This window comes from Rhodococcus marinonascens NBRC 14363 (assembly GCF_001894885.1).
Taxonomy (GTDB): domain Bacteria; phylum Actinomycetota; class Actinomycetes; order Mycobacteriales; family Mycobacteriaceae; genus Rhodococcus_F; species Rhodococcus_F marinonascens.
This window is the reverse complement of the sequence record NZ_BCXB01000001.1, coordinates 364,107-386,923: the sequence shown is the minus strand read 5'-3', so window position 1 is coordinate 386,923 and position 22,817 is coordinate 364,107. Positions and strand designations below refer to the sequence as shown.

Sequence of the window (22,817 nt, the reverse complement as noted above, 5' to 3'; positions counted from 1 at the left end):
TTCACCTTCCGTTTCACCGGTGACGAGACATCGGATGAGCGCATGCGGCCGCCCCCGCGACATCCCTTCGCCGGAATTACCCAGTTCAGGTTCAATGGGTTTGCTCTCAGCCGCCCGGCGTTCTCGCCGGACAGCACCCCAAGTCACTGGCCACAGTGTAAGCCCTGCCACCGATCAAACTAATAGGTTGTGCACAATCCAGTTGTGTGCAATCATTTAGCGGTGCCCAACGACCTCGCCCTCGACCGCCAGGTGTGCTTCGCTCTATACTCGGCTTCCCGAGCCATGACAGCCACCTACCGGTCGATGCTCGACAAGTTGGGAGTGACCTACCCGCAATACCTGGTGCTGTTGGCGCTCTGGGAGCAAGACGGTCGCGGAGTGAGCGAACTCTGCGACGCCCTCGTCCTCGACACCGGCACCCTGTCGCCGCTGCTCAAGAGGCTCGAAATCCTCGGACTGGTCGAACGCCGACGCGAGTCGGCCGACGAACGCAGGGTCGGCATCCACCTCACTGACGCGGGCGCCGCCCTGCGCGGCGAAGCCGTCGGCATTCCGGCCGAACTCACTCGCTCGACAGGTATGGACGCCGACGAACTCGGTGCCCTGCGAGACACCCTGACCAACCTCACCGAATCACTCCACCGCCATAGCCCGACCACCCCCACGAGAAAGAAGTAGTCCATGAACATCCTGTACACCGCAGAAGCGCTCGCCACCGGAGAAGGCCGCAACGGCCACGCTCGCACGTCGGACGGACGGCTCGACCTGAACCTCGCCATCCCCACCGAAATGGGTGGATCGGGCGACGGCACCAACCCCGAGCAGCTGTTCGCCGCCGGATATGCGGCGTGCTTCCACTCGGCGCTCCAGTTGGTCGCCCGTCAGGTCAAGGCCAATGTCGCCGACTCGGCTGTCGGCGCCCGCGTCGGGATCGGCCCGATCGACGGCGGCGGATTCGGCCTCGCCGTCACCCTCGAGGTCTCACTCCCGCATATGCCGCGCGAAGAAGCACTCGACCTGACGGAGAAGGCGCACCAGGTGTGCCCGTACTCCAACGCCACTCGCGGCAACATCGAGGTCACGCTCGAGGTCACCGAAGACTGAACAGCAGGCCGGGCGGGCGTCGAGTCAGGCGAACTTGTACTCGACGCCCGTCAAGTCTTCCGACAGCGACCACAGGGCGGCGGCGGTCTGCTCGTCCCGCGACTTCTTGTTGGAACCGACCACCTTCGGGTATCCGCGCTGCTCGAACAGTCCGCCCGGCCCGATGTAGCTGCCGCCCTTCACATCGGGAACGGTGGCCGCGTACAGCATCGGCAACGTGCCCATTTTCGCCGACTGCGCAAAGATCACGTTGCCGACCCCCATCACTTTGTCCTGAATCGACTCGGTGTGCCCCTGCAGGTTTGTCGACGCGTAGCCCGGATGTGCAGCCAGGGCCTTGACCGACGAGCCCGCTGCGGACAGGCGCTTCTGCAACTCGTACGTGAACAGAAGATTCGCGAGCTTCGACTGCCCGTATGCCGTCCACCGGTTGTATTTGCGGGCTTCCCAATTGAGATCGTCGAGATCAATGGATCCGATCTGGTGCGCGAAACTCGACATCGTGGCGACTCGGTCGGTGATCTTACCGAGGAGTAGCCCAGTCAACGCGAAATGTCCCAGATGATTTGTGCCGATCTGCATTTCGAATCCGTCGGCAGTCTTGCCCTGCGGCACTGCCATCACGCCGGCGTTGTTCACCAGTACATCGACGGAGTCAATACCGGCGGCGAACTCGCGCACCGACTTCAGATCCGACAGATCGAGCCGCCGGACTTCGGCGTTGTCACCGATCGATCGCGCGACCGCCTCCCCCTTGTCGATGTTCCGGCAGGCGAGGACGACGTGCGCCCCAGCCTTACCCAGAGCACGTGCGGCCTCTTCTCCCAGACCACTGTTGGCGCCGGTGACGACGAACGTGCGGCCATGCTGATCGACGATGTCCGAATCTGTCCATTTGGTCATGGGTTCAGACTACGGAAGGACGGTGGTGCGGCGAAACCCTCACCACGTCTGTGCTCCGACCAGCGGCAGATTGATGAAACTCGGCCGGTCCGGAGCGAGTTGAACGTGCTGTGGCCTCAACCGACTGTCCGCGAGTATCGGTCCGATCGGCAGGTACCGGGGAATACTGCTCGCGTACACGTCGACACGTAGCCGATGCCCGGGCGCGAGAACGGCATCGGTGGGAACGAGATTGACATCGATTGGTGTCACTTCTCCCGGAACCTGAGGCTGACGGGTCTCTACGGTCAAAAAATGTTGAGGTTCAATGTAATCACCGTTTTCTGACTTCGCACTCTGCGAATCGTCCACAGCCCGCATCGATGCGGTGAGCGCTCCATTGGTGAGAGTGGTCGACGTGCCATCGGGAGAGACGTCGTTGAGTGTGACCGCCCAAAATCCATCTGGGGCGTCGAGCACCGTTTCGAGGTGCAGATTGATCGGTCCCGACAGTTCGGTGGGCTGCCCGACCGGAGCGCTCGTGAACGTCAGCCCCTCGACTTCGTTGAATCGGGAGTCCTTACTGCACACCGACCCGAGGACGACGGTCGCGCCCGCCGTCCCCTGCGCTGAGTCTCGCGAGCAGAACCCGCGCAGGCCGGGCGCTACGGTGAGCCGGGCCGCATCGATGGGCTTCGACGCCACCAGGCTGCCGTCGTATGCAGCGTGACCGGCGGTTCCGCTGGGGGCACCGGACAGGTACATCCGTTGGTAGTCGACACCGGCCCGCGGGAACTGATCGGTGGTCGTCCAGCCGTTACCCTGCTGATACAGGGTGACCGGGCCGTACCCGTCGATTCCGTTGTCGATGCCCTTGAGCCACTTGTCGAACCATGCGCGTTCGAGGACGTCGAGCCGTGGCGGCCCACCAGGTTTCCCAAAGCCGCCCCCGAACGTGATGTGGTAGGCGTCGCTCATGATCAACTGCTTCTCGCCGGCGGGCAGCGGGATCTCGTTGTACAGCCTCGGCTCGCTGTTCGCGAATATGTCGTGCCAGGCGCCGTAGAGCATGGTCGGAACTTCGATGTTCTCCGTCTGCGTCTTGCGTTCCGCATAGAATTGGCCGTCCTGCACCACCTTCAGCGTGCCGGGGGTGAGGTCGCTCCAATTCTGCGCCGTCAGCGCATCGGTCAGGGCGGGAATCAGCGTCAGCGGATCGCGTAACCGATCCTGCAGCCACTGCTCATCGAAGTGCCCCTGCGCGAGGTCTTGCACATTGGGGATGAACTTGAGTCCGTTGACCAGCGACAGCCAGAGCGGCATGAAGCCGACTCCCAGACCGCCCCCCGTACCTACGATGTCGCGGAGCAGATCGTTGCCCGGTTCGGTGGGGAAGATTGCCTTCAGAGCGGGCGGCTGATGCCCGGCGGCCTGCAGGGAGTTGATGGCCGAATAGGACACGCCCGCCATCGCGACCTTGCCATCAGACCAACTCTGTTTGCTCATCCAATCGATTACCTCGACAGAGTCCTGCTGCTCGACGGGGCCGAGTGCCTGCCATTCGCCCTGGGAGAAACCTGTGCCGCGGGCGTCGACAACCACCTGGGTGTAGCCGTTCTGCACGAGGTCGCGGTTGACCGCGAAGATCCGCATGCCGCCCCCGGTCAGCATCTTCGCCAATTCACCGACGCCGTCGAGCGGCGTTCCGGCCAGGTTGTAGGAATTAACCAGGTTGGCGACCGTGTCTTGATAACCCGGCACGGCGAGCACGGAATCGACGAGATTGCTGAGCAGCTTCGTATACGGGGTGATGTTGAGGACCGAGGGCATCGTGGTGTCGATCGGCTTGCCTGAGGCATCAGCCGGGCGGTAGACGTTGGCCTTCAACACGGTTCCATCATTCATGGTGATGGGAACGTCCCAGTCGATGGCGATCACCGGGTAGGCGGGCGGTGCCTCGACCGCGGCTGTCCATTGAACGCCCGCCGCACCGCCCGTGGGGTCGGCCGCCGCAGTCACGCCCGAAACTACTGCAAATCCCACCGCCATCATCAGAGCGATTGCTGCCGCACCCGGCCGAAACGCCCCTCGACGTACCATCACTACGAACCCCCAGACTTCGAACCCCCTGCGCAATCCTCCGATGACACGTCTCAGCGCCCAGACAGGGGTGGCCCGCGTCACGAATTATCACAAACTTACCGGATAGTAGCCACGACTGTCCGCCCGGTCAACGGCAGAGCAGCATCTCGATTACCGTGGCAGAGTGCCCGACGCCCCACTCCCCGTCCGCAACGGCCTCAACCCGACTCGGCTGAGGATGCCGGACGTCGGCACGTGGCCCACGGTCCTCGAGTACCTGGTAGCACGGTTTCCGCACGACGAGATCCGACTCCGGGAAAAGGTGGCGAAGAGGGAAGTCGTAGACGAGCACGGTCTGCCGATCACCGAGTCCACCCCGTTCGCGCACCGCAGATTCGTCTACCTGTACAGAGATCCGCCGGTCGAGAACCGGGTGCCCTTCGAGATCGAGATCCTCCACCGTGACGAAAACCTCGTCATCATCGACAAACCCCACTTTCTGGCCAGCACGCCGCGAGGTGCGTACGTCGCGGAGTCGGCGCTGGTCCGGTTGCGACGCGACCTCGATCTCCCCGAACTGACACCCGCGCACCGGTTGGACCGTTTGACGGCCGGGGTTCTGATCTTCACCGTGCGACGAGAAGTCCGGCGCGACTACCAGTCGCTGTTCGATCAGCGCCGGGTAACGAAGGAGTACGAGGCGGTGGCCCGCTACGACCCCGATCTCGTATTGCCCACCACCATCCGAAGCCGAATCGTCAAGGAACGCGGCGTGTTGAAGGCGTACGAAGTGGACGGTCCAGCCAACAGCGAGAGTCGCATCGAACTCGTCGAGGTCCGCGGCGATTCCGCCCGCTACCGCCTGCTGCCTCACACCGGCAAGACGCATCAGTTGCGCGTCCACATGAGTTCGCTCGGCATTCCGATCTTCGGCGACAACTTCTACCCCGACTTTTATGACGTTGCTGCCGAAGACTATTCGGTGCCACTTCGCCTGCTGGCTCGATCTGCGGAATTCCTCGATCCGCGCTCCGGCGCACTGCGCCGCTTCGTCAGTAAGCGCAGCCTCGACTGGCCGACGTGACCCCTGTTCCCTTTTCCCCGCCCAACCAGAAAGATGGTGTCATGAGTGCAGCAACGCCCGAGGGCGTCTCCGAAGTGGAGCGCAAGTACGAGTCCTGTTCGGAGCAACAGATGCCCAGCCTCTCCGGACTGCCGGGCGTGGACGGGGAACCGCTGATCGATTCGATTCAGCTTTCCGCTCTCTACTACGACACCACCGACCTGAGACTCCTGACCGCTGGAATCACGCTCCGCCGCAGAGAAGGTGGCGACGACGCGGGATGGCATCTGAAACTGCCCGCCGGGACGGACACGCGAACCGAATTGCAACTGCCGCCAGACGCCGCCGAATCCGGCGTCGACGTTCCCACCGCCTTCACCGATCTGCTCACCGCCATCACCCGCGGGGCTGCCGTGAACCCCGTTGCGCTGATCAGCACCGACCGCGAACGCCACCGCCTGCTGGATTCGGCGGGCACGACGCTCGCGGAAGTCGCGTCGGACGTCGTGATCGCCGCGATCCCGGACGGTTCCGCGGGCCCCGACGAGCGGGTATGGCGCGAGATCGAGGTAGAGCAGGGCGCGGGCGGCCAAACACTGTTGGACGCCATCAACTCTCGCCTTCTCGATTCCGGGATCGTGCGCTCGGACACCCCCTCCAAACTCCGGCGCGCACTCGGCGATGCCGTCGGGGTGCCGTCACGTCCTGCGGAGATGGAGAAGAAGCCTCGGCCGCGGCGGCTACTGAGGGAGTACCTCGATGCACAGCTTCGGGCGCTCACTCACGCGGACGTCGAGGTCCGTCGGGACACAAACGATTCCGTCCATGCCCTGAGGGTGGCGGCGAGGCGCATTCGCAGCGTGTTGCAGATGTACGGACCCGACTTGGGCTCGAGTGAGGCCGCCGAGGACCTCGTCCGCGAACTGCGATGGCTGGGGCAGAGCCTCGGCGGCGCACGCGATGCAGAAGTGCAGCAGGGCAGGCTCGCCGCCGCGGTCGACGAGATCGCGGAGATGCCCGACCGGGAGGTAGTGCGCGCGCGCCTCGACGAGTACTTCTCCGGTCTAGTTGCCTCTGCGCGACCCCGAGCACTCGCAACCCTGAGTTCGGATCGCTATCTCGGATTGCTTTCCGCTCTGGACGTGTTCGTCGCCGGCATCGGGTGCGGCAAGGGCGCACCCTCCGCTGTGGAGGTCACACGCGCCCTGCGGATGCTGACGCACTCCGTGGAGCATCGGGTGAAACGGGCACGCCAGGCCGAGACTCGGGCCGAACGCGACAAGCTCACCCACCGAGCACGCAAGCGCTCCAAGCAGATGCGCTACACCATCGAGGCAACGCAGCAACTCGCCCCGAACAGGTCGGAGCGTGCCCTCGACGCGTTCAAAGACTTCCAGGACGTCCTCGGCGACTACCAGGACGCGGTGGTGTCACCACAACATCTGCTCGACATGGTGACCGACAGCCGGCATTCGGCACAGTCGAGTCTCGGTTTCGGGATGCTGTTCCACCGTGAGCTCATGATCGGTGATGCCCTCGCAGCGGACATGAAGCAGACGTGGAAGAGCGCGAAGAAGGTTGCCCGGAAAATCTGGAAGTAAGGTCGGGAGTAAGTCACTGTGTGATGAAGGCACGGTCAGTCGTGCATCAGCGTCATCGAAGGGAGCCCGCCGTGAGCACACCCGCCAGCCATTCCGTCGTCGTCGGCCTGGACGGATCCGACACCTCCACGAACGCAGCCCTGTGGGGAGCGGCGGTTGCGTCCAAATGGGGCGCCCCGCTATCCCTCGTCCACGCGCTCCCGCACGACGGCCCGCTGTACAGCCCCGCGGCGGTCATGCTGGAATCCCGGTTTCTCAGTCAGGTGCGCGAGGACGGCGAAGCCATCATCGCCACGGCGAGGACGCTGCTGGGACAGCAGTTTCCTGGTCTCGAAGTCGAAACCACCATAAGTCCAGGTCCCGGTGGCACCGCCGTGATCGAAGCCTCCGACCGGGCCCGGCTGATCGTGCTGGGGTCCACGGGTGCGGGAGCGTTCCGTTCCGTGCTCGTCGGTTCGACCGCACTCCACGTCGCCAACCGCGCGCCGTGCCCGGTCGTCGTCCTCCGGGGCGACGGCGCCCCACCGGACCAGCGTCCGGTGGTCGTCGGCGTCGACGGAAGCGATCTCAGCCGAGACGCAGTGACGCGCGCATTCGAGTTCGCGTCGTTCTTCGACGCACCGCTCGTCGGCCTCCATACCTGGCAGGGCTCCCCCGCCATGGGGGGCACATCGCAAGGTTTGCTGGTGGACTGGGTCACAGTGAGGCAGGAGGAAGAGGCCCTTCTCGCTGAAGGCCTCGCCGGCGAGTCGGAAACATTCCCGGATGTATCCGTGACGAAGGTTGCCAAGCAGGGTGCCGCGGCAGACGCGATGATGCAGCACGCGAAGGACGCACAACTGATCGTCGTCGGCAGTCACGGCAGAGGACCGGTACTCGGCGCGTTGATGGGTTCTACAAGCCAGAATCTGCTCCACCACGCCACCTGCCCGGTGATGATCTGCCGGAGCAAGTGACGATCGTTCGCTGCCAATAGTCCTCCCGTGAATTGATCTGGTTTAGAGCAGGTTTCGAGTACCAACTCGTGCCGGACCTGCCCCACCGCATCTGCGTTGTACAGAACGGATTCGACCCAACACGCCGCGATCCGCATGTTCGACGATTCCTCGTTCAGCCTTGTGGACTTGCGGCCGAACGGATTTCGTCGGTTTCAGGTCCAAGATCAGAATCCGGTTGTTACCCTCCGATGGGCTGGTGTTCGGTTCCGACCGCGAGCCTTCCGCAGCAAGCTTTCCCGCAGCAGGGTTGATCCGGTTTGTTCCTCTGAGGCAGGAGACGAATGTGAATCAGGACAATGCGGTACGCCGCTACCCGACGGTCCGGGGCGCGCCGCACGTCTCACCATCGGGGCGGCGGCCACCGTCGCGATGGTCCTCGGTATGGCCGGCATGGGGGTATCGGCCGCGACAGCGGATACCGTCATCGCCGCCGTCCCAGTCGGGGACCTCCCGCAAGGGTGGCGGTCACCCCGGACGGAACCCGCGCCTACGTCACCAACCTTGATGGCGATTCGGTGTTGGAAATCGACACCGCCTCCAATGCAGTCGTGGGTGCGCCCATCGTGGTCGGGGCCGACCCACTCGGGGTGGCGATCACCCGGACGGGTCCCGCGCCTACGTCACCAACCGTGGTGACAACACGGTGTCCGTGATCGACACCGGCACCAACACAGTGGTCGAGACCATCGACGTCGGGATCGGCCCGTTCCGGGTGGCGATCACCCCGGACGGGTCCCGCGCCTACGTCACCAACCTTGGCGACGACACGGTGTCGGTGATCGCCTTCGATCGGTGCACCGGTTCGTTGTGCATCGACTTCGATTCGTTGACAGGCAGCGGCTCGGGCGCAGGCAGTGCCTTCAGCTGATACCCGCACTGTAAGCAGTAGCCGAAGGACGCGGGAGCCGCATCGATCGGGCGAACACTGCCCCAATCTTGTTGGGAAACTCGGGAATATTCCCCGATCACCTCGTGCAGAGAGGTTTCCCTCACAAATGGACTACCTTCCTCACCGAGGAACTTCCGTCGATCGCCGACGCCATGCTGGGAACGACCAGGGAAATATGCCATCGCGGGACTATCGGTGTCGAGACTGTCTGATTAGCGGTTGATCCGTCATGATCTGGCGAAGATCGATCACCAGGAGTTGGCGCAGCAACTATTGGCGCAGACTGAGGCCGACGGTGTCGAGTTGATCGGCCCGAACCGGTTGCTCAGCCAGACCACGGGGAACGTGCTCGAGACGGCACTCGAAGCGGAGATGGATGAGCACCGGCGCGCTACCCCGAGCTTCGTTCGACCTGCAGAGGCCTCGTCCGGGCCGCCGGGCACCCGTCTCCGAACTGGTCAGGTTGGCGGAAATTCGCTGGCGGATCGACCACTGCTACCGGGGACTGAAAACCGGCCGGGGACTGCACCATTTTCGAAAGCCGCGCACCTGTTCATTGCTGTCCTGCGGATCACCGACCCACAAGCCGGTAGGCGGGGGCTGACCCTCTATGACATCGTGCGTGAACTCCAACGCACACTTACCTATTGGATCGGCACCTGCCCGCTATGTCATCACGCCTCCTCAGCCGAACAAGGCACTAGTGGGACAGGCCCATCCCCACCAGCTGGCCGATCGCGTAGGTCACGATCATCGCGAGCGCGCCGCCCAGCATGACTCGTACTACCGCCCGGACCCGCTGGGCGCCACCGAGAGTCGCACTCACCGTGCCTGTCAGTGCCAGAGCGATCAGCACGGCGAAGAATGCCACCGGAATTCGCAGTTGTTCGGGCGGTAAGAGGATCGCGAACAGCGGAATGATCGCGCCGAGCGTGAACGCCAGCGCCGACGAGCCCGCGGCATGCCATGGGTTGGTCAGATCATCCGGGTCGATGCCCAGTTCGACATCCACGTGGGCGGCGAACGCGTCGCGGTCGGTGAGTTCGCGTGCCACCGCACGGGCGGTGTCGGCGCGAAGACCCTTCTCCCTGTACATCTCGACAAGTTCCTCGAACTCGGCACCGGGAGTCTCGGCTAGTTCGCGGCGCTCCTTTGACAGCAACGCCCGCTCGGTATCGCGCTGAGTACTCACCGAAACGTATTCGCCCAGCGCCATCGACACCGCACCTGCCGCAAGGCCTGCAAGTCCGGCTGTGAAGATCACCGATCCGTCGGTTGTGGCCGCAGCGACACCGACTACAAGACCTGCGGTTGACACGATGCCGTCGTTGGCACCGAGCACTCCGGCTCGGAGCCAGTTGAGGCGACTGGCCAGACTCAACTTGTGCGGCTCCACCGCAGGGTGCAGCGCACGCTCGGCCCGCTCAGCGTCTTCTGCGGACATGAGTTCAGGCTAGTTTCAAACCGTCCGGTCGGATAGCCAGGCAAGGCTGAGCTATGCAAATCCCGGCACATTCACCACACGCCCAGCTCACCAGGACGAGAACGGGATGTCGACGCCGGCTATTACGGCGGGTATACGGTGTAGTCACCTGCCACGCGTAATGGACCCGTATGACCGACGCCGAAGACATTCACCGGACGCCCCGGAGGCGGCGGGTCGAATGGGCGATCGGTGGCGTGCTCATCGTCGTACTCACGGTCGAAGTGATCCTCGTCTGGCCGGACCTGTCCGACAGCATCCGCAACCTCGGCGACATCGAGTGGGTTTGGTTGGCTGCTGCCGTCGCCGCATCGCTGGCGTCGATGTCCAGCTTCGCGCGGGTGCAGCGGTGTCTGCTCGGAGTCGCCGGCGTACATGTCCGGCAGCGGCAGTCGCTGGCCGTGACCTACGCCGCCAACTCGATGAGCGCGACGCTTCCGGGCGGGCCGGTACTGGCCGCGACGTTCACCTATCGGCGGACCCGGATCTGGGGTGCAACACCGGTCGTCGCGACGTGGCAACTCGTGATGGCCGGCGCACTTCAAGCCGTCGGACTGGCACTTCTCGGACTAACGGGCGCTCTGCTCGTCGGAGCCAAGACCAACCCGTTCTCACTGATCTTCACCTTCGGTGGCCTGTGCGCCTTCCTCGTCCTGGCACAGTACGCGGCGTCGAGACCGAACGCTCTGGAGGGTGTGGGCATCACCGCACTGCGCGCATTCAACTCGGTCCGAAAGAGGCCGCCACTGACCGGCGTTCGCCAGTGGATGCACATCGTGAACCAGATGAGCGCCGTACGGATGGGTCGCAGCGACACGGCGCGCGCGTTCGGGTGGTCACTATTCAACTGGATCGCCGACGTTTCTTGCCTCGCGTTCGCCTGCTACGCAATCGGGGGGCACCCCGCCTTGGCCGGACTCGCCGTCGCGTATGCCGCGGGCAAAGCGGCCGGTTCGGCAATCCCGCTCCTCCCCGGGGGTCTCGGGGTGATGGACGCCGTGCTCGTCCCTGCTCTTACCGCAAGTGGAATGTCCGGTGCCGAAGCGGTGTCCGCAATCGTCGTCTACCGGTTGGTGAGCTTCCTACTCATGGCGGCCATTGGCTGGATCGTCTTCGCCGTGCGGTATCGAGGTGCGCAGCAGGACGAGGATGGCCCCGACCTCGAACCGCTCTGGCCTCGCGGAGAGTAAAGCCATCCCGCTTGTGAACTACCCGCCCAGCCTCCGGAAAACCAAGCGGACGGCAAGATCGAGATGGGCCATGACCTCGTCGACGGAAATGCGACCGGCCACCCACGACACGAGGCTCGACATCCACACGTCGCCAATCACGCGTATGGCATTGAGTTGGTCCTCGGAGACCTCGTCGACACCTATGGACTTGGCAAACATCTCGGTCATCAACGCACCGAAGGCATCCAACTCGGCCGTCGCGGACGCGTCCGCGAACATAAAGGCACGCACCATGGCCTCGTACCTCAGGCGGTCCTTTTCGAGGACTTCCGTGTTCTTCCGAAGAACGAACAGAATTCGCGCGGAAGGCGTCGCACCCGGGATCTCGACGTTCTCGAACCGGGCCCGCATCCCCTCGAACACCATTAGGAGTCCCATCACCAGCATGTGATTCTTGGAGGGGAAGTACCGGTACACGGTTCCGAGGGCGACCTGGGCCCGGTCTGCGATCACACGCATCTGCACGGCGTCGTATCCGCCCTCGGAGGAGAGGTCCATCGCTGCGGTGACGACGCGTTGGTAGCGTTCCCGCTGCGGCGCCTTGGCTCCGCGCGAGGGTAGTTGCCCATCGCGAAGCAACGACAGCAACCCGTCGCTGCCCGCCACCAAGGGCTCTCCAACACTGGTCATGAAGGTCAGCCTAGCCACCCGTTGATGACTGGCAGCCTGGCGACCCGTGCCGCTCCCAGCGGATGCGGACAATAAAACTCCGCTGCCGACTTGCTCGACAACGGAGTTCCGATAACTCGTGGTGGCCAGGGCCGGGATCGAACCGGCGACCTTCCGCTTTTCAGGCGGACGGAATGGCCACTGAACTGCGGTTTAGCGACGTTCATGCGTCAAGTGCGGCGCGCTGAGCACATCTGACGCATGCCGCTCGTCCGACGATCGGACACAACCCGGACACGGTGACAGCACTCCCGACAGGGAACCCCCATCGCCCGTCACTCAGTGATGCGCCCGAGGGCTCCCGGGGAGCAGGTACCCGATGCCCGCCATCACAGGGTCGATCGCACGTATGCGCGCCACGGTTGCGGAGCGACCCACTTCATGGCTCGACACAACCCGAACGGCCAGTCGGAGCGCGGCCGGAGCCGCGGACGCCGGTAGGCCGCGAGCGCCCGAGGCCGTCAAGGCCGGGAGAGCGATAGCGGTCGGTCGGACGGCGGCCGCGGTGGAGGTCGCGGTTCGGCTGGGGCCGACGGGCTTGTTATATGTCCCAAAAGTGTCCGCAACACCGTCGAGGGCGACGCCAACGCGGAGCTGTCGGCCACGGATGCCCTCGGGCTGCGGTTCCCGCGTCCCGACCTGGTGGCCTCGGCGGCCGCACTGTTTGAACGGGCGCGGCCATGGGCGGTCGGGCGGGACCGGCATAGCGCAGAACCGGAATCCGGCCGATTCCGGATCACGATCAGCCCGGGCGTCGTTCGCCTCGGCTGGACTAATCCCGTTCGCGCGGAAAAGACATCCGAGCGGGCAGTCAACCGCCACCGTCTCGACGTAGCAGATGAGATGGACCGGATTAAGCCCGGCCGGGGGATCACCGAATGGTCCCGCAAGTCGCGTGCTGCGATGTGCCGGACCTTCGCCGAGCTCGACTACACCCCACTGGTGGAGTGCGGCCGTGTGCCAGCGATGGTGACCCTGACCTACCCCGACGATTGGGAATGCGTGCCCCCTGATGGCGCCAGTGTGAAGCGACATATGGTGTTGTGGCGTAGGCGATTTCAACGCGAATGGGGCGAGCCAGCCCGGCACATCTGGAAGCTGGAATTTCAGCGACGTGGCGCCCCGCACATTCACCTGTGGATGGCGCCACCGCAGATCCCCGGACGATCTGGGCGCCTATTCTGGGAGTGGCTGTCACAGGAATGGGCCGACATCGTTGCGCACCCTAACCCTGAGCAACGCGCGCGCCATCTGCTCGCCGGCACGGCTGTCGACGTCCTCAACGGGTTGCGCGCATGCGATCCCAAACGTCTAGCGATCTACTTCACCAAACATTCTTCGCCAAACCGCCAGGGCGACACGGAGTATCAACACATCGTGCCCGACGCGTGGCGCAAGCCGGGCCACGGACAGGGCCGCTTCTGGGGCGTCCATGGATTGCAACGAGCCACTGCGGTCGTGGAGATCGCTCAGGACGCCTACCTGACGGCCCGCCGGATCTTCCGTCGCTGGTCGCGGTCCCAGGCCACCTACGGCGGCATCGCACGGAATTTTCCCACCGACGTGCTTGCCACGGACGGCCCGCCGGGTAGTTCGACGGGTAGACAGCCAGACCGGGAAATTACGCCAACGCAGGGTCCGCCGACGACGACTCCTGTGCAACCAAGGCGGACTTGCCGGTGGCTACGCCCTCGTGAACGATTCGCTGATCGGCTGTCTCTTTTCTTTAGAAACGAGACAGCGGACCCTAAGCGCTGCGGGAAAGCACCCACGACAAACCCTTTTCGGTGTGGTGCGAGTGACAGATGGTCTCTTGTTCATATCTTGCGGGACAGACACTTTCGCCTACCAACACGCTCCACGTGCAGTTCACGCCTGCAAAGCAGCGCCGGACAGGACAGGCGGCTCATAGTGCCCCTGTTGGGTACATTAGGTCGTTGCGTAGACGCCTACGTGTGAAGGTGGCGGCTGCGAAGTTTGGCCAGCGTCGCTTCAATGCCGGCGGCGTTACTTTTCACGAAACCCGTGCGTTGGTAGAACCGCAACCGCTCTTTGATCGACCCGGTGTTGCGGTAATCGTAGGTCTCGGTAACGCGGGTGAGTTTGGGTGATAACGCCGTAAACTCCCACCGCCAGTGGTGGCCGAGGGGGTGTCGCCATTCGATTAGCTCGTCTGGCTTGAGTGCGGTGATAGTGCTGGTGATGCGGTACGGCATGCCGAACATCCGCATTTTGGTGGCGAAACGTGATCCTGCGACTAGTTTCGGCGGTGCGACGATGTTGTCACCGACGGTGCCGGAGCCGTCGAGTTCGTGGTGACGGCTCGGATCGGCCACGATTGCGAACAGTTCGGCCGCTGGCGCGGCGACCTCAACGGATCGGCTTGTCTGGCCGGGTCCGGCATCGACGATGGTGACGCTCATGATCTCTTCCTCATGCGACATGGCGGGTGTCCTTCTTTCGAGTACTTGTCGGCCAGATCGATCTCGCGGGGTTGTCCCGTTGACGACGTCGAGTACGCCGTCGTTTTGGTCTGCCGGCCGTAAAGCCCGTGGTCGACCATGGAGCGTATGGGTCATCGTTGTTCACCTACACCCCGAAGGCATTGGGGACGGCGTGGGTCCGGTTCCACTCGGCCACGTCGATGCTGTCTTCGCCATCGACCGTAGGCAGGTCGTTCTCGCGCTCCCAACGCTTCAGATCCAGAGGGCGCGTTAGCATGACCTTCGCGGTTTGCGCCACCGCGCGGAACAAATTCGGCAGTGAGCGCCGCGCAAGCGGATCCGAAAGGGCGTAGCGTCTGACGATCGTCGTGAGGTCTTCGGCGGGCCTGCCCGTCACCTCCGCGACGACGTTGGTGGCTCCCCCTGCGGCGAACGTTCCGCGACGATACTCGCGAAGGTAGTGGACGACCTGAGCCTGCTCGAAGGGGGCCCTTCTTCCCTCCGCCCTCAACGACTTGAGCGCCATCCGTTCGGACGCCTCTACGTACCGAACCTCACGACCGAGCACCTCGCCAAACACGGCGGCGATGTCTTCTGGGGTGAGAACCTGCGGTCCGGTGGGTCTGAGCGTTCGACCAGCGTATGGCGCCGGGTTGCTGAGTACGCCAGCGACCACGCGCCCGATGTCCTCATTCGAGATGACGGCAGTTGCTCCCCTGCCAAGCGGAAGACTGAGAACGCCGAGCTGCGCGGCGATGCCAAGCCCAGACATGATGTTGTCGGCGAAGAAACCGACGTTGATCACCGTGTGGTCGACCTCTGGGATCCATCTGAGCACCTGATCGACCAGCGAGGTTCGCCTGGTCATCAAGGACGGATGGCTTTCGCTCGCCAACCACTGCCCGATTGCCACCACGTGCTCCAGGCGTTCCGCCGCCGCGGCGACCACGAAGTTCAGGGCGTGGTCGAGTGAGTTGTTGGTGTTAGCGACGACAAGATGGGCGCGCTGCACGCCGCTCATGGCTCGGCGCAGATCTCGAATGTCGCTCATATCACCTATGACAACTTCGGCACCAGCGTCGCGAAGTGCGCGGGCGCGGTGGTCGTCTGTTCGGACCAGAGCCCGCGTCTGGACGACGTCGGAATGGTGCTCGATCAGAGCCAGGACAGTTGCGCGGCCGGTTTTGCCGGTGGCGCCGGTGACGAGAACGCGAGGGAGGGCAGTCATGGTGGATCCTGGGTTAGGGTTGGGTGTCATCTGCCATACCTAGTATTACACTTTAAACTTTAAAGTCAATACTACGTCGCGAAAGGGGCTGGGCGGCATGCCCAAACACCGCAGCTATCGACTGCTCTGCCCTATCACCCGGGCGCTCGACAAGGTCGGCGACCGCTGGAGTTTACTGATCCTGCGTGACCTCCACGCGGGTCCGGCGCGCTTCAGCGACCTCCTCACCGGCCTCAACGGAATCGCTTCGAACCTGCTGACCACCCGCTTGCAGCAACTACAAGACGACGGGTTGATCATCAAGCGCACCGCCAACCATGGCGTCGTCGTCTACGCACTGACCGAAGACGGAGAACGCACCGCTCCGTTGCTGTTCGAGCTAGCAACCCTCGGTGCTCAGTATCCCGCGCCGACCGACCTCCGCCGTCCGGGAAATCTCCGAACCATCGTCGTCACCCTGAAGGAAGCACTGCGCAGAGTCGTGAGAGACGACGCTGTCCACGTCGAGCTGATCGTCGACGATGAGCACTTCGCAATCGACGTTGCCGACGGAGAAGTCAGCGTTCGATACGAACCATACCCCGACGCGCCGCTGGCCATCGCCACCGAGTACGAGGCGCTCATCGCGCTCGGCGACGGGGACATCGCCCTCTCCGATTACACACGGAATCACGTCGAGCTTCAGCGCGGCTCCAAGCGGGCAATGAACGATTTCTGGCGACTCACGGCGCGGTCATTCGGCGCCCGGTGAGCCTCACCGGGTGGCGTGGCCCACCGAGGAGGACACGTTCGATCCCCTACCCCGCAGCATCTTCTGAAAGGCGGGCTCGCCTCGCCAAGCGAGCAACTGCGCCCAGGTTGCTGCCGAGTAGACATCGATCCAGCCGCGGCGACGCTGGTCAACGCTGACTGTCATTGCGACGATTGACCCTCTCCGGCGGGCCGAGGCCGCCACAGCCTCAACCGTGCATTTCGTGATGAGTATCGACTTTAAAGTTTAAACTAACGCTGCTCTGGATCGGGCAAGGGGTCCATCTTCTGGGGGACCGCAGGCGGATTTGGCCCAGCGGTCAATGCAGGCTTGGCGCGGCTGCTGACTGTGGACCTTAAGTACGGAATCGAAGTCGCAATGGGTTCAGCACTTTTCGAAACGGTCGCAACGACGGAAGCGGACGCGGCAACGATGCTGCGCAAGGTGGAGGAAATCATGGACGACCGCGGCCGGCGGATGGCTGGCAGGACTCGTGACCACACTGCCACTGCCGCGGAGCCGCTGATCGTCCTGATGATCGACGAGCTGGCCGGCCTAACCGCCCACATGAGCGACCAGACACTCCGAAAGGAGGTCGCGAAGTCGCTTTCACGCATCTTGACCAAGGGCCGGGCACTGGGCATCGTGGTGGTCGCCTTCATGCAGGACCCCCGCACGGAGATCCTTCCGATGCGCGGCCTGTTCACCCAAACCATTGCGCTGCGGCTGCGCTCAAGCGAAGAGGTCGCCATGATGCTCGACGAGGGCCTCGCCGACAAAGCCCCCGCCCATTGCATAAACCCGAACAACCCAGGTACCGGCTACGCCGTCGACGAAGACGGATCAGCCCTTTGCGTTCGTGCTGACCACTGGCCTGACTCGCTTGTCCGCGCGGTTGCCGCCAAGTTCGGAAACAAGTAACGGGAACCGCAGTGCTAGCTTCGAATTTCGCCACAGCGGCAGCGAATTCCACCCACTTTCCCGAGCTGCTCACCGCAGAGCAAGTTGCCGACCTCCTCGGAGTATCGTCAGCGACAGTCTGCCACTGGGGCGCGCTGCGCGACCACGGCGAGGCACGGGGCCCCCGTGCTATACGCTTTCTCACCGCGTTGGGACGTTGGGACGCAGCGGAAGTCCGCGCATGGCTGCAGAGGTGCGGCGCTAGATGGCCGGTTCGGTACCCCGCGGCATCCGAAAGCGACCCAACGCAGCCGGCGAACCTCGCTATCAAGTGCGCCATCTGGTGCGCGATCCCAACTCGCCGTCGGGATGGATTGAAACGTCATCGACCGTTTCCACCCTCTGGGAAGCGAAGGCTTTCAAGGCTGACCGCGATGGTGAAGCAGCCACCGGAAAAAGGCGCTTTGACCCTCGACTTAGCCGTGTCACCCTCTCGAAAATCTGGACCCAGTACAGCGCCGTGAAACGGGCGGTATCGCCCAAGATCTGGAGCGGCTATACCCAGCATTGGGAGCTGCGGATCAGCCCCCGATTCGGCCACATCCCGCTCGACGAGATCACCCGCACGGACGTCCAGAGCTTCATCGAATCCCTGACCGTCGGCCCTCGGGCCAAGGTGGCCACGCTTCGGCTCCTGCGGTCGATCCTCGACATGGCGCGCGAGGACGGCCGAATCCACAGCAACCCGGCGCAAGGCGCGTCGGCCGGGTGGATACCAGCCCGAGAACGCCACCGCTATCTCACAGCCACCGAAGTCTCCGCCCTGGCGGCAGCATGTGGCGACCAGGGCGACATCGACCTACCAGGCACGCAGGCTCTATGTCCGTCAGCCCGCGCCCGAGGTGGAAGGCCGCATCATCGTCGGTCCGCCAAAAACCCGTGCCGCCGTACGAACCGTCCCACTCCCCCAGATCGCCGTCGGCGAGTTCGGGCTCAAGCCACGGATCGCGGGCCACGAACGCAGCGAACAAGCGATCACCTCACCGAACGGCGGCTTTCTCAGATCAAACAACTGGCGCCGGCACACCCACTGGTCCCGCGTGCTTCAGAAAACCCAACTCGCGCCACTCACCATCCATGAACCGCGACACACCTACGCCAGCCTCGCCCGGGCCTCCGGCGCTGACCTCCGCTATGTCCAGAAGACCATGGGGCACTCCACACCCACTGTCACCGCGAACATCTGCAGCGACCTCTACTCCGACGAACTTGACCACGTAGCCACAAACCTCGACCGGCTCCACGACACCGCAGCCAACCAAGCGAACGGACAGGAACCGGACAAGACCAACCAACCATAGAGTGCAGTCACAGTGTCCGTGCAGGTCAACCGTGGTGGCCAGGGCCGGGATCGAACCGGCGACCTTCCGCTTTTCAGGCGGACGCTCGTACCAACTGAGCTACCTGGCCGGGCGGCACCCGAACCGAATGCCAATCGCAATGTGTTGCCAGAAGTGAATACTGGCACCACTCTTGCGACCCTGACGGGACTCGAACCCGCGACCTCCGCCGTGACAGGGCGGCGCGCTAACCAACTGCGCCACAGGGCCTTGCTTTGTCCTACTGTGCTTTACGAACGAAACGTCGTAAAGCGATCCTGCTTGTCACATTTACTGCTGCCGAACCATACCGCATGCTCAACACCGGCCAAACGTACCCCCTACGGGATTCGAACCCGCGCTACCGCCTTGAAAGGGCGGCGTCCTAGGCCGCTAGACGAAGGGGGCCCGTCGGATTTCTCCGAACCAGTACCTCAACGGCGTTCCGTTGGGAGCTTGGATAGCTTAGGACACCAAGCGAGAAATCCCCAAATCGCCAGTTCAGACTACAAATCGGGCAGTTCCGATCCGCAATCCGGCCATCCTTCCCCCTCGAACTTCTCCAACCATTCCTGCGATGCCATCGCCGCGAGGACCACTTCGAGTGATTCCTCGAACCGCTCAACGAGGTCGCCCTCGAGCGCAATCATGTCTGACATGTACCTCTGGCCGGCGAGGGATGCCGCCAGAACGCGGGTGAACTTCTCGGGATCGGCGTCGGCGCGCAGAAGCCCCTCGCTCTCGGCTCGGGCGGCGAACTCGTACGCCGTGCGACCCCACACCTGCGAGCCGCCGGAGAGCACGTCGGGGTAGAACTCTGGTTCGACGATCAATCGGAACTCGGCCCGGACGATCACGCACAAGTGGAACAACTTCGCGAGGTCGACCACGAAGCCGTGGAGCGCTTCGAAAGGCCCTATATCCGTCCGACGTGTCCAGCGATCCGTCAGAGCAGTGAATTGCTCGACTCCGGCCTGGAGAACGGCGCGGGCCAAATCTTCCTTGGACTGGAAGTGGAAATACATAGCCCCCTTGGTGGCGTTCGAGCCCTCGAGGATCGTGTTGACCGAGGCGGCCGCATACCCGCGCTTCGCAAACTCGATCGCAGCCGACTCCACCAGCGCGGCGCGGGTGCGACGCGCACGCTCCTGTTGACGTGCCATGGCAATGAATCCTTCTTCCAGGTGTGGTACTCCTTACCATCACCCTGCCAGGATGAGGCCCGAGTCCTTCCATAACAGTATCCCCGTTTTGAAAAAACCAACAAACCAGTCTTCAAGTCTTGCTTCGGCTGATTAACAAACTTGAAGAGCCGCGTGTAGTTGGAGTTGGTCACCACCAAAACACACCAAGTGGTATAATTTGCTCTCGGCTCGGGTGCACTGCAGGGGGTGCGCACCCGAGCCGACTTTTGCCCCTTCGGCTCAACACGCCGTGCCGGGGGTGCAGTTCCGACCGTCTCCGTCGGCACATTAGACTCTCACCCCGCGCCCCTATAGCTCAGTTGGTAGAGCTACGGACTTTTAATCCGCAGGTCGTAGGTTCGAGTCCTACTGGGGGCACTCTCCTGACCAGGTTCATCCCGGTCAGGCCGTGCGAACTGCGAGGTCGGGTTCGTCTTCCTTCGTCAGGTCCAGCGCTTTGGTCTCGGGCATGAAGACAACGGTGACGACGGTGATGGCCATCATCCCGATCGCATACCAGTTGAAAGCATCGGGGATCTCGTTGTCCGCAAAGAAGGTCTGCAGGTATGGCGCCGTGCCGCCGAACAACGCGACTGCGATCGAGTAAGGGACGGCGAGCGCGGTGGCCCGGATTCCGGTCGGGAACATTTCCGCATACACCGCGGGCAGGATGGAGACGGTAGACGCGATCAGGATCATCGCGATGGCCATCGCGATGAACAGCTGCCACGCCTGCCCTTTGATGATCGCGTTGAGCGGAAACAGCACAAGCATCAGCGTCACCGTGCCAAAGATCAGGACGGGCTTTCGCCCGATCTTGTCGGAGATGATGCCCCAGAACGGAAGCGCAGCCAGAAGCACCAGGTTGGCGAAAACGCCGGCCCATAGCGCTCCCGTCGCGGGCACACCTCGAACGCTGATCGCGTAGGCTGGAGCCGCCGCTACCCACACGAAGAAGACGACTGTCCCACCGACAGTGATGCCGATGACCCGCAACAACAGCCCCGGACGTTGCCACATCTTCTTCAACACTGATCCATGACCCGGTTCAGCATTCGCTGCTTCCAGCGCCTTGGTGAAGGTCTCGGTTTCTGGCAGTCTCGAACGTATGTAGAGCGCGAATAAGCCGAACAGGCCCCCAAGGATGAACGGGATCCGCCAGCCGAAGTCGTTCATCTGCGCGGGGGTCAGTACCGAGGACAGCACTGCAGCCAGCAGGGTGCCTGTGATGAGGCCGACGGTGCCGGAGACGTAGATCAGGCTCGACCACAGTCCTCGCCGCTCACGCGGCGCCACCTCGCTGATGTATGTCTGCGCTGCTGGCAATTCACCGCTGAACGCAAGGCTCTGAAGCAGCCGACCAACCAGCAGGACAAACGCCGCCCAGGTTCCGATGGTGGCATGGGTTGGTGTCAGGCCGATCACCAGACTGCCCGCCGCGCCCACCCCGACCGTCAGGGCCATGGACAACTGACGGCCTCGTCGGTCAGCCAGCCAACCGAAGAGGAAGCCGCCGAACGGGCGGGCCACAAATCCCACAGCGAAGACGGCCAGAGTGCTGAGGAGATCGGAAACCGCACTGCCGCTGTTGAAGAACTGCGGAGCAAAGAACACGGCAAAGGTCGTGTAGATGCTCCAGTCGAACGATTCCATCGCATTGCCAGCACCAGTTCCGAATAACACCGTCAGTCGGTTCGGCGTAGAAGACCCTGGGCGCGAATCGCCTTCGGCGACCCTTGCGGTTGTGCTCATAGTTGACCGCAAGCAGCGTGTGGCAGTCGGGAATGATGTTTCGGCACGGCGGGGGCGCCACTCCGACGATGATCACAGCGGAAGCCATTAGATGCGGACGGCATGGGATCGGGTCTACGCTCAAAAAGTCTGTCCGGCAAACGGTGGAGAGCACGAAATCCCTGCTCGTAGTCGGCGCGCGCCGGCGCTGTGATCCGGCCGGCGGCAGGTCTGGGCCCGGCTGGGCCTACTTGTCGTTCGCATCCTTGCGAATTTGAGCAAGGTCCTCGCCTCGTTTGCGGTAGGTGCAACCGACCCCGATTCCACCAAGGAACACCACCGCGCCGATGATCCCTCCGGCCAGGGACGCGCCACGGAATCCGGGTGCGTCCACGTCCATAATCCGCTCCCCCGCGTGCGCCGCACTGTTGACGCCGAGCACCACGCTCAGCGTCAGAATGTTGGGAAGGAGCACCAGGATCCCGACGATCAACAACCCGATCTGCATCGGTCTGAAGCGTCGCCGGCGCAGCAATCGCCAGGCTCCGTAGAACAGCAGCAACGGAACGAGTGTGCACACGAAGCCGAACAACAGCCCCCACAAGATCCCGCCGCCGAAACTACCGTTGGCCAGACCACCGACGTTCTGAGCCCACGCCCGCGGAAAATACGCCGAGAGGATGAGGTAGGCAATGACTACCACCACCAGGAGAACGACGACGCCAATGACCTTTTTACTCCACGCCGGGAGTCCCGACTTCGCCGGTGTAGAGGTGGATGAACTGTTCCCAGCCGTCATGATCTGTCTCCCTCAGTCTGCAACGCTCCTAAATCCAGCACCCGGAAAGTCGGACAACCTTCCCATCGTTCGACGTCCACGCGCACGGCTTCGGGCAACTCTGCGGGGATCCCTTCCAGTCTGCTCATGTTGTTGCCCATGTACCGATTGTCGGGAGCAACCCGGCAGACCGCAACAGACATGTGGGACACCCTGAATTCGGCCAGAGGTTCCGGCGGCGGTGGTGGTCGTACTCCGTTGATGGCGGGCACCACCGCAATCAAACACTTTCCTTCGGAATATTTTGAGGGACCGGACAATTCGGGAAGGACAGGTTGTAGACCGAGACAAATCCGCCCATCAGAATGAAGGCCAGCGAGAGCAGCGCCCTCGATGCCGGGTCGCACAGGTGTACA

At 63.3% G+C, this 22,817-nt stretch carries 19 protein-coding genes, 5 tRNA genes, 5 pseudogenes and 1 riboswitch; of the genes and pseudogenes, 15 read left to right on the top strand and 14 right to left on the bottom strand.

Features of this window, described 5'->3' with window-relative positions; genetic code table 11:
* Positions 1-45: 45 nt before the first annotated feature.
* Positions 46-151, bottom strand: a riboswitch (TPP riboswitch).
* Positions 152-222: 71 nt separating this feature from the next.
* Together RM2_RS01845 and RM2_RS01840 are read left to right on the top strand one after the other, a co-directional pair.
* Positions 223-681, top strand: coding sequence for a MarR family winged helix-turn-helix transcriptional regulator (locus RM2_RS01845; protein WP_072687113.1), 459 nt, complete (start codon positions 223-225; stop codon positions 679-681).
* A 3-nt stretch (positions 682-684) separates the two neighbouring features.
* Positions 685-1,107 (top strand): organic hydroperoxide resistance protein, encoded by a 423-nt coding sequence (locus tag RM2_RS01840; RefSeq protein WP_072687112.1) that lies wholly within the window; start codon positions 685-687, stop codon positions 1,105-1,107.
* Between the two features lie 24 nt (positions 1,108-1,131).
* Here RM2_RS01840 and RM2_RS01835 read toward each other — a convergent pair whose 3' ends face one another.
* Both RM2_RS01835 and RM2_RS01830 read right to left on the bottom strand, forming a co-directional pair.
* The gene (locus RM2_RS01835; RefSeq protein WP_072687111.1) at positions 1,132-2,010 is read right to left on the bottom strand and encodes an oxidoreductase; all 879 of its coding nucleotides are present in this window, start codon (positions 2,008-2,010) and stop codon (positions 1,132-1,134) included.
* A gap of 39 nt (positions 2,011-2,049) precedes the next feature.
* Entirely contained in the window at positions 2,050-4,038 is a 1,989-nt protein-coding gene (locus RM2_RS01830) for a CocE/NonD family hydrolase (RefSeq protein WP_245813702.1), read from the bottom strand.
* Between the two features lie 217 nt (positions 4,039-4,255).
* Here RM2_RS01830 and RM2_RS01825 point away from each other — a divergent pair, with 217 nt between their 5' ends.
* The 7 genes and pseudogenes from RM2_RS01825 to RM2_RS26050 form a co-directional block, all read left to right on the top strand.
* Positions 4,256-5,155, top strand: a complete 900-nt coding sequence (locus RM2_RS01825) for a pseudouridine synthase (RefSeq protein WP_072687109.1) — start codon at positions 4,256-4,258, stop codon at positions 5,153-5,155.
* Positions 5,156-5,196: 41 nt separating this feature from the next.
* Positions 5,197-6,735: a CYTH and CHAD domain-containing protein gene (locus RM2_RS01820; protein WP_072687212.1), complete on the top strand. Its 1,539-nt coding sequence runs from the start codon at positions 5,197-5,199 to the stop codon at positions 6,733-6,735.
* A 71-nt stretch (positions 6,736-6,806) separates the two neighbouring features.
* Complete coding sequence (locus RM2_RS01815) at positions 6,807-7,691, top strand: universal stress protein (protein WP_072687108.1); 885 nt, start codon at positions 6,807-6,809, stop codon at positions 7,689-7,691.
* Positions 7,692-8,191: 500 nt separating this feature from the next.
* On the top strand, positions 8,192-8,386 hold the full coding sequence (locus RM2_RS25020; protein WP_072687107.1) for a hypothetical protein: 195 nt from the start codon (positions 8,192-8,194) through the stop codon (positions 8,384-8,386).
* The gene (locus RM2_RS25015) at positions 8,377-8,601 is read left to right on the top strand and encodes a YncE family protein (protein ID WP_072687106.1); all 225 of its coding nucleotides are present in this window, start codon (positions 8,377-8,379) and stop codon (positions 8,599-8,601) included. The genes RM2_RS25020 and RM2_RS25015 overlap by 10 nt, the downstream gene beginning before the upstream one ends.
* 122 nt (positions 8,602-8,723) lie before the next feature.
* Positions 8,724-8,832: pseudogene (locus RM2_RS25825) on the top strand (esterase family protein); the annotation flags it as partial.
* A gap of 9 nt (positions 8,833-8,841) precedes the next feature.
* Positions 8,842-9,006, top strand: a pseudogene (locus RM2_RS26050) (IS256 family transposase); the annotation flags it as partial.
* A gap of 316 nt (positions 9,007-9,322) precedes the next feature.
* On the opposite strand, the gene RM2_RS01790 reads toward RM2_RS26050, so the two are convergent.
* The gene (locus tag RM2_RS01790) at positions 9,323-10,066 is read right to left on the bottom strand and encodes a VIT1/CCC1 transporter family protein (RefSeq protein WP_072687105.1); all 744 of its coding nucleotides are present in this window, start codon (positions 10,064-10,066) and stop codon (positions 9,323-9,325) included.
* Between the two features lie 170 nt (positions 10,067-10,236).
* On the opposite strand from RM2_RS01790, the gene RM2_RS01785 reads away from it, so the two are divergent.
* The gene (locus RM2_RS01785; protein ID WP_072687104.1) at positions 10,237-11,295 is read left to right on the top strand and encodes a lysylphosphatidylglycerol synthase transmembrane domain-containing protein; all 1,059 of its coding nucleotides are present in this window, start codon (positions 10,237-10,239) and stop codon (positions 11,293-11,295) included.
* An 18-nt stretch (positions 11,296-11,313) separates the two neighbouring features.
* Here RM2_RS01785 and RM2_RS01780 read toward each other — a convergent pair whose 3' ends face one another.
* Together RM2_RS01780 and RM2_RS24370 are read right to left on the bottom strand one after the other, a co-directional pair.
* A complete protein-coding gene (locus RM2_RS01780; protein ID WP_084721587.1) occupies positions 11,314-11,967 on the bottom strand; it encodes a TetR family transcriptional regulator in 654 nt (217 codons plus the stop codon).
* A gap of 119 nt (positions 11,968-12,086) precedes the next feature.
* Positions 12,087-12,154, bottom strand: a tRNA-Phe gene (locus tag RM2_RS24370).
* A 171-nt stretch (positions 12,155-12,325) separates the two neighbouring features.
* Between RM2_RS24370 and RM2_RS25820 the strand changes: the two are divergent.
* Positions 12,326-13,708 (top strand): annotated as a pseudogene (locus tag RM2_RS25820) (rolling circle replication-associated protein); the annotation flags it as partial.
* A 247-nt stretch (positions 13,709-13,955) separates the two neighbouring features.
* Here RM2_RS25820 and RM2_RS01770 read toward each other — a convergent pair.
* Both RM2_RS01770 and RM2_RS01765 read right to left on the bottom strand, forming a co-directional pair.
* Positions 13,956-14,429, bottom strand: coding sequence for an SRPBCC family protein (locus RM2_RS01770; protein WP_072687210.1), 474 nt, complete (start codon positions 14,427-14,429; stop codon positions 13,956-13,958).
* 166 nt (positions 14,430-14,595) lie between these two features.
* Entirely contained in the window at positions 14,596-15,678 is a 1,083-nt protein-coding gene (locus tag RM2_RS01765) for an NmrA family NAD(P)-binding protein (protein WP_072687103.1), read from the bottom strand.
* Between the two features lie 97 nt (positions 15,679-15,775).
* On the opposite strand from RM2_RS01765, the gene RM2_RS01760 reads away from it, so the two are divergent.
* Complete coding sequence (locus RM2_RS01760; RefSeq protein WP_072687102.1) at positions 15,776-16,429, top strand: winged helix-turn-helix transcriptional regulator; 654 nt, start codon at positions 15,776-15,778, stop codon at positions 16,427-16,429.
* Between the two features lie 3 nt (positions 16,430-16,432).
* Here the strand turns inward: RM2_RS01760 and RM2_RS24365 are convergent, their stop codons facing one another.
* Positions 16,433-16,594: a hypothetical protein gene (locus RM2_RS24365; protein WP_169846664.1), complete on the bottom strand. Its 162-nt coding sequence runs from the start codon at positions 16,592-16,594 to the stop codon at positions 16,433-16,435.
* Positions 16,595-16,687: 93 nt separating this feature from the next.
* Here RM2_RS24365 and RM2_RS01755 point away from each other — a divergent pair.
* Positions 16,688-17,350: pseudogene (locus tag RM2_RS01755) on the top strand (cell division protein FtsK); the annotation flags it as partial.
* Positions 17,351-17,594: 244 nt separating this feature from the next.
* Positions 17,595-18,690, top strand: a pseudogene (locus RM2_RS01750) (site-specific integrase).
* 32 nt (positions 18,691-18,722) lie between these two features.
* Here the strand turns inward: RM2_RS01750 and RM2_RS01745 are convergent.
* From RM2_RS01745 to RM2_RS01730, 4 genes are all read right to left on the bottom strand, one after another.
* Positions 18,723-18,799: transfer RNA gene (locus RM2_RS01745), tRNA-Phe, on the bottom strand.
* Between the two features lie 66 nt (positions 18,800-18,865).
* Positions 18,866-18,939 (bottom strand) — tRNA-Asp (locus tag RM2_RS01740).
* Between the two features lie 104 nt (positions 18,940-19,043).
* A tRNA-Glu gene (locus tag RM2_RS01735) sits at positions 19,044-19,116 on the bottom strand.
* 98 nt (positions 19,117-19,214) lie between these two features.
* The gene (locus RM2_RS01730) at positions 19,215-19,871 is read right to left on the bottom strand and encodes a TetR family transcriptional regulator (protein ID WP_072687101.1); all 657 of its coding nucleotides are present in this window, start codon (positions 19,869-19,871) and stop codon (positions 19,215-19,217) included.
* A 326-nt stretch (positions 19,872-20,197) separates the two neighbouring features.
* Here RM2_RS01730 and RM2_RS01725 point away from each other — a divergent pair.
* Positions 20,198-20,270, top strand: a tRNA-Lys gene (locus RM2_RS01725).
* A 24-nt stretch (positions 20,271-20,294) separates the two neighbouring features.
* Here the strand turns inward: RM2_RS01725 and RM2_RS01720 are convergent.
* Together RM2_RS01720 and RM2_RS01715 are read right to left on the bottom strand one after the other, a co-directional pair.
* On the bottom strand, positions 20,295-21,545 hold the full coding sequence (locus tag RM2_RS01720) for an MFS transporter (protein WP_245813690.1): 1,251 nt from the start codon (positions 21,543-21,545) through the stop codon (positions 20,295-20,297).
* A gap of 325 nt (positions 21,546-21,870) precedes the next feature.
* On the bottom strand, positions 21,871-22,422 hold the full coding sequence (locus RM2_RS01715; protein WP_072687099.1) for a hypothetical protein: 552 nt from the start codon (positions 22,420-22,422) through the stop codon (positions 21,871-21,873).
* Between the last annotated feature and the right edge of the window lie 395 nt (positions 22,423-22,817).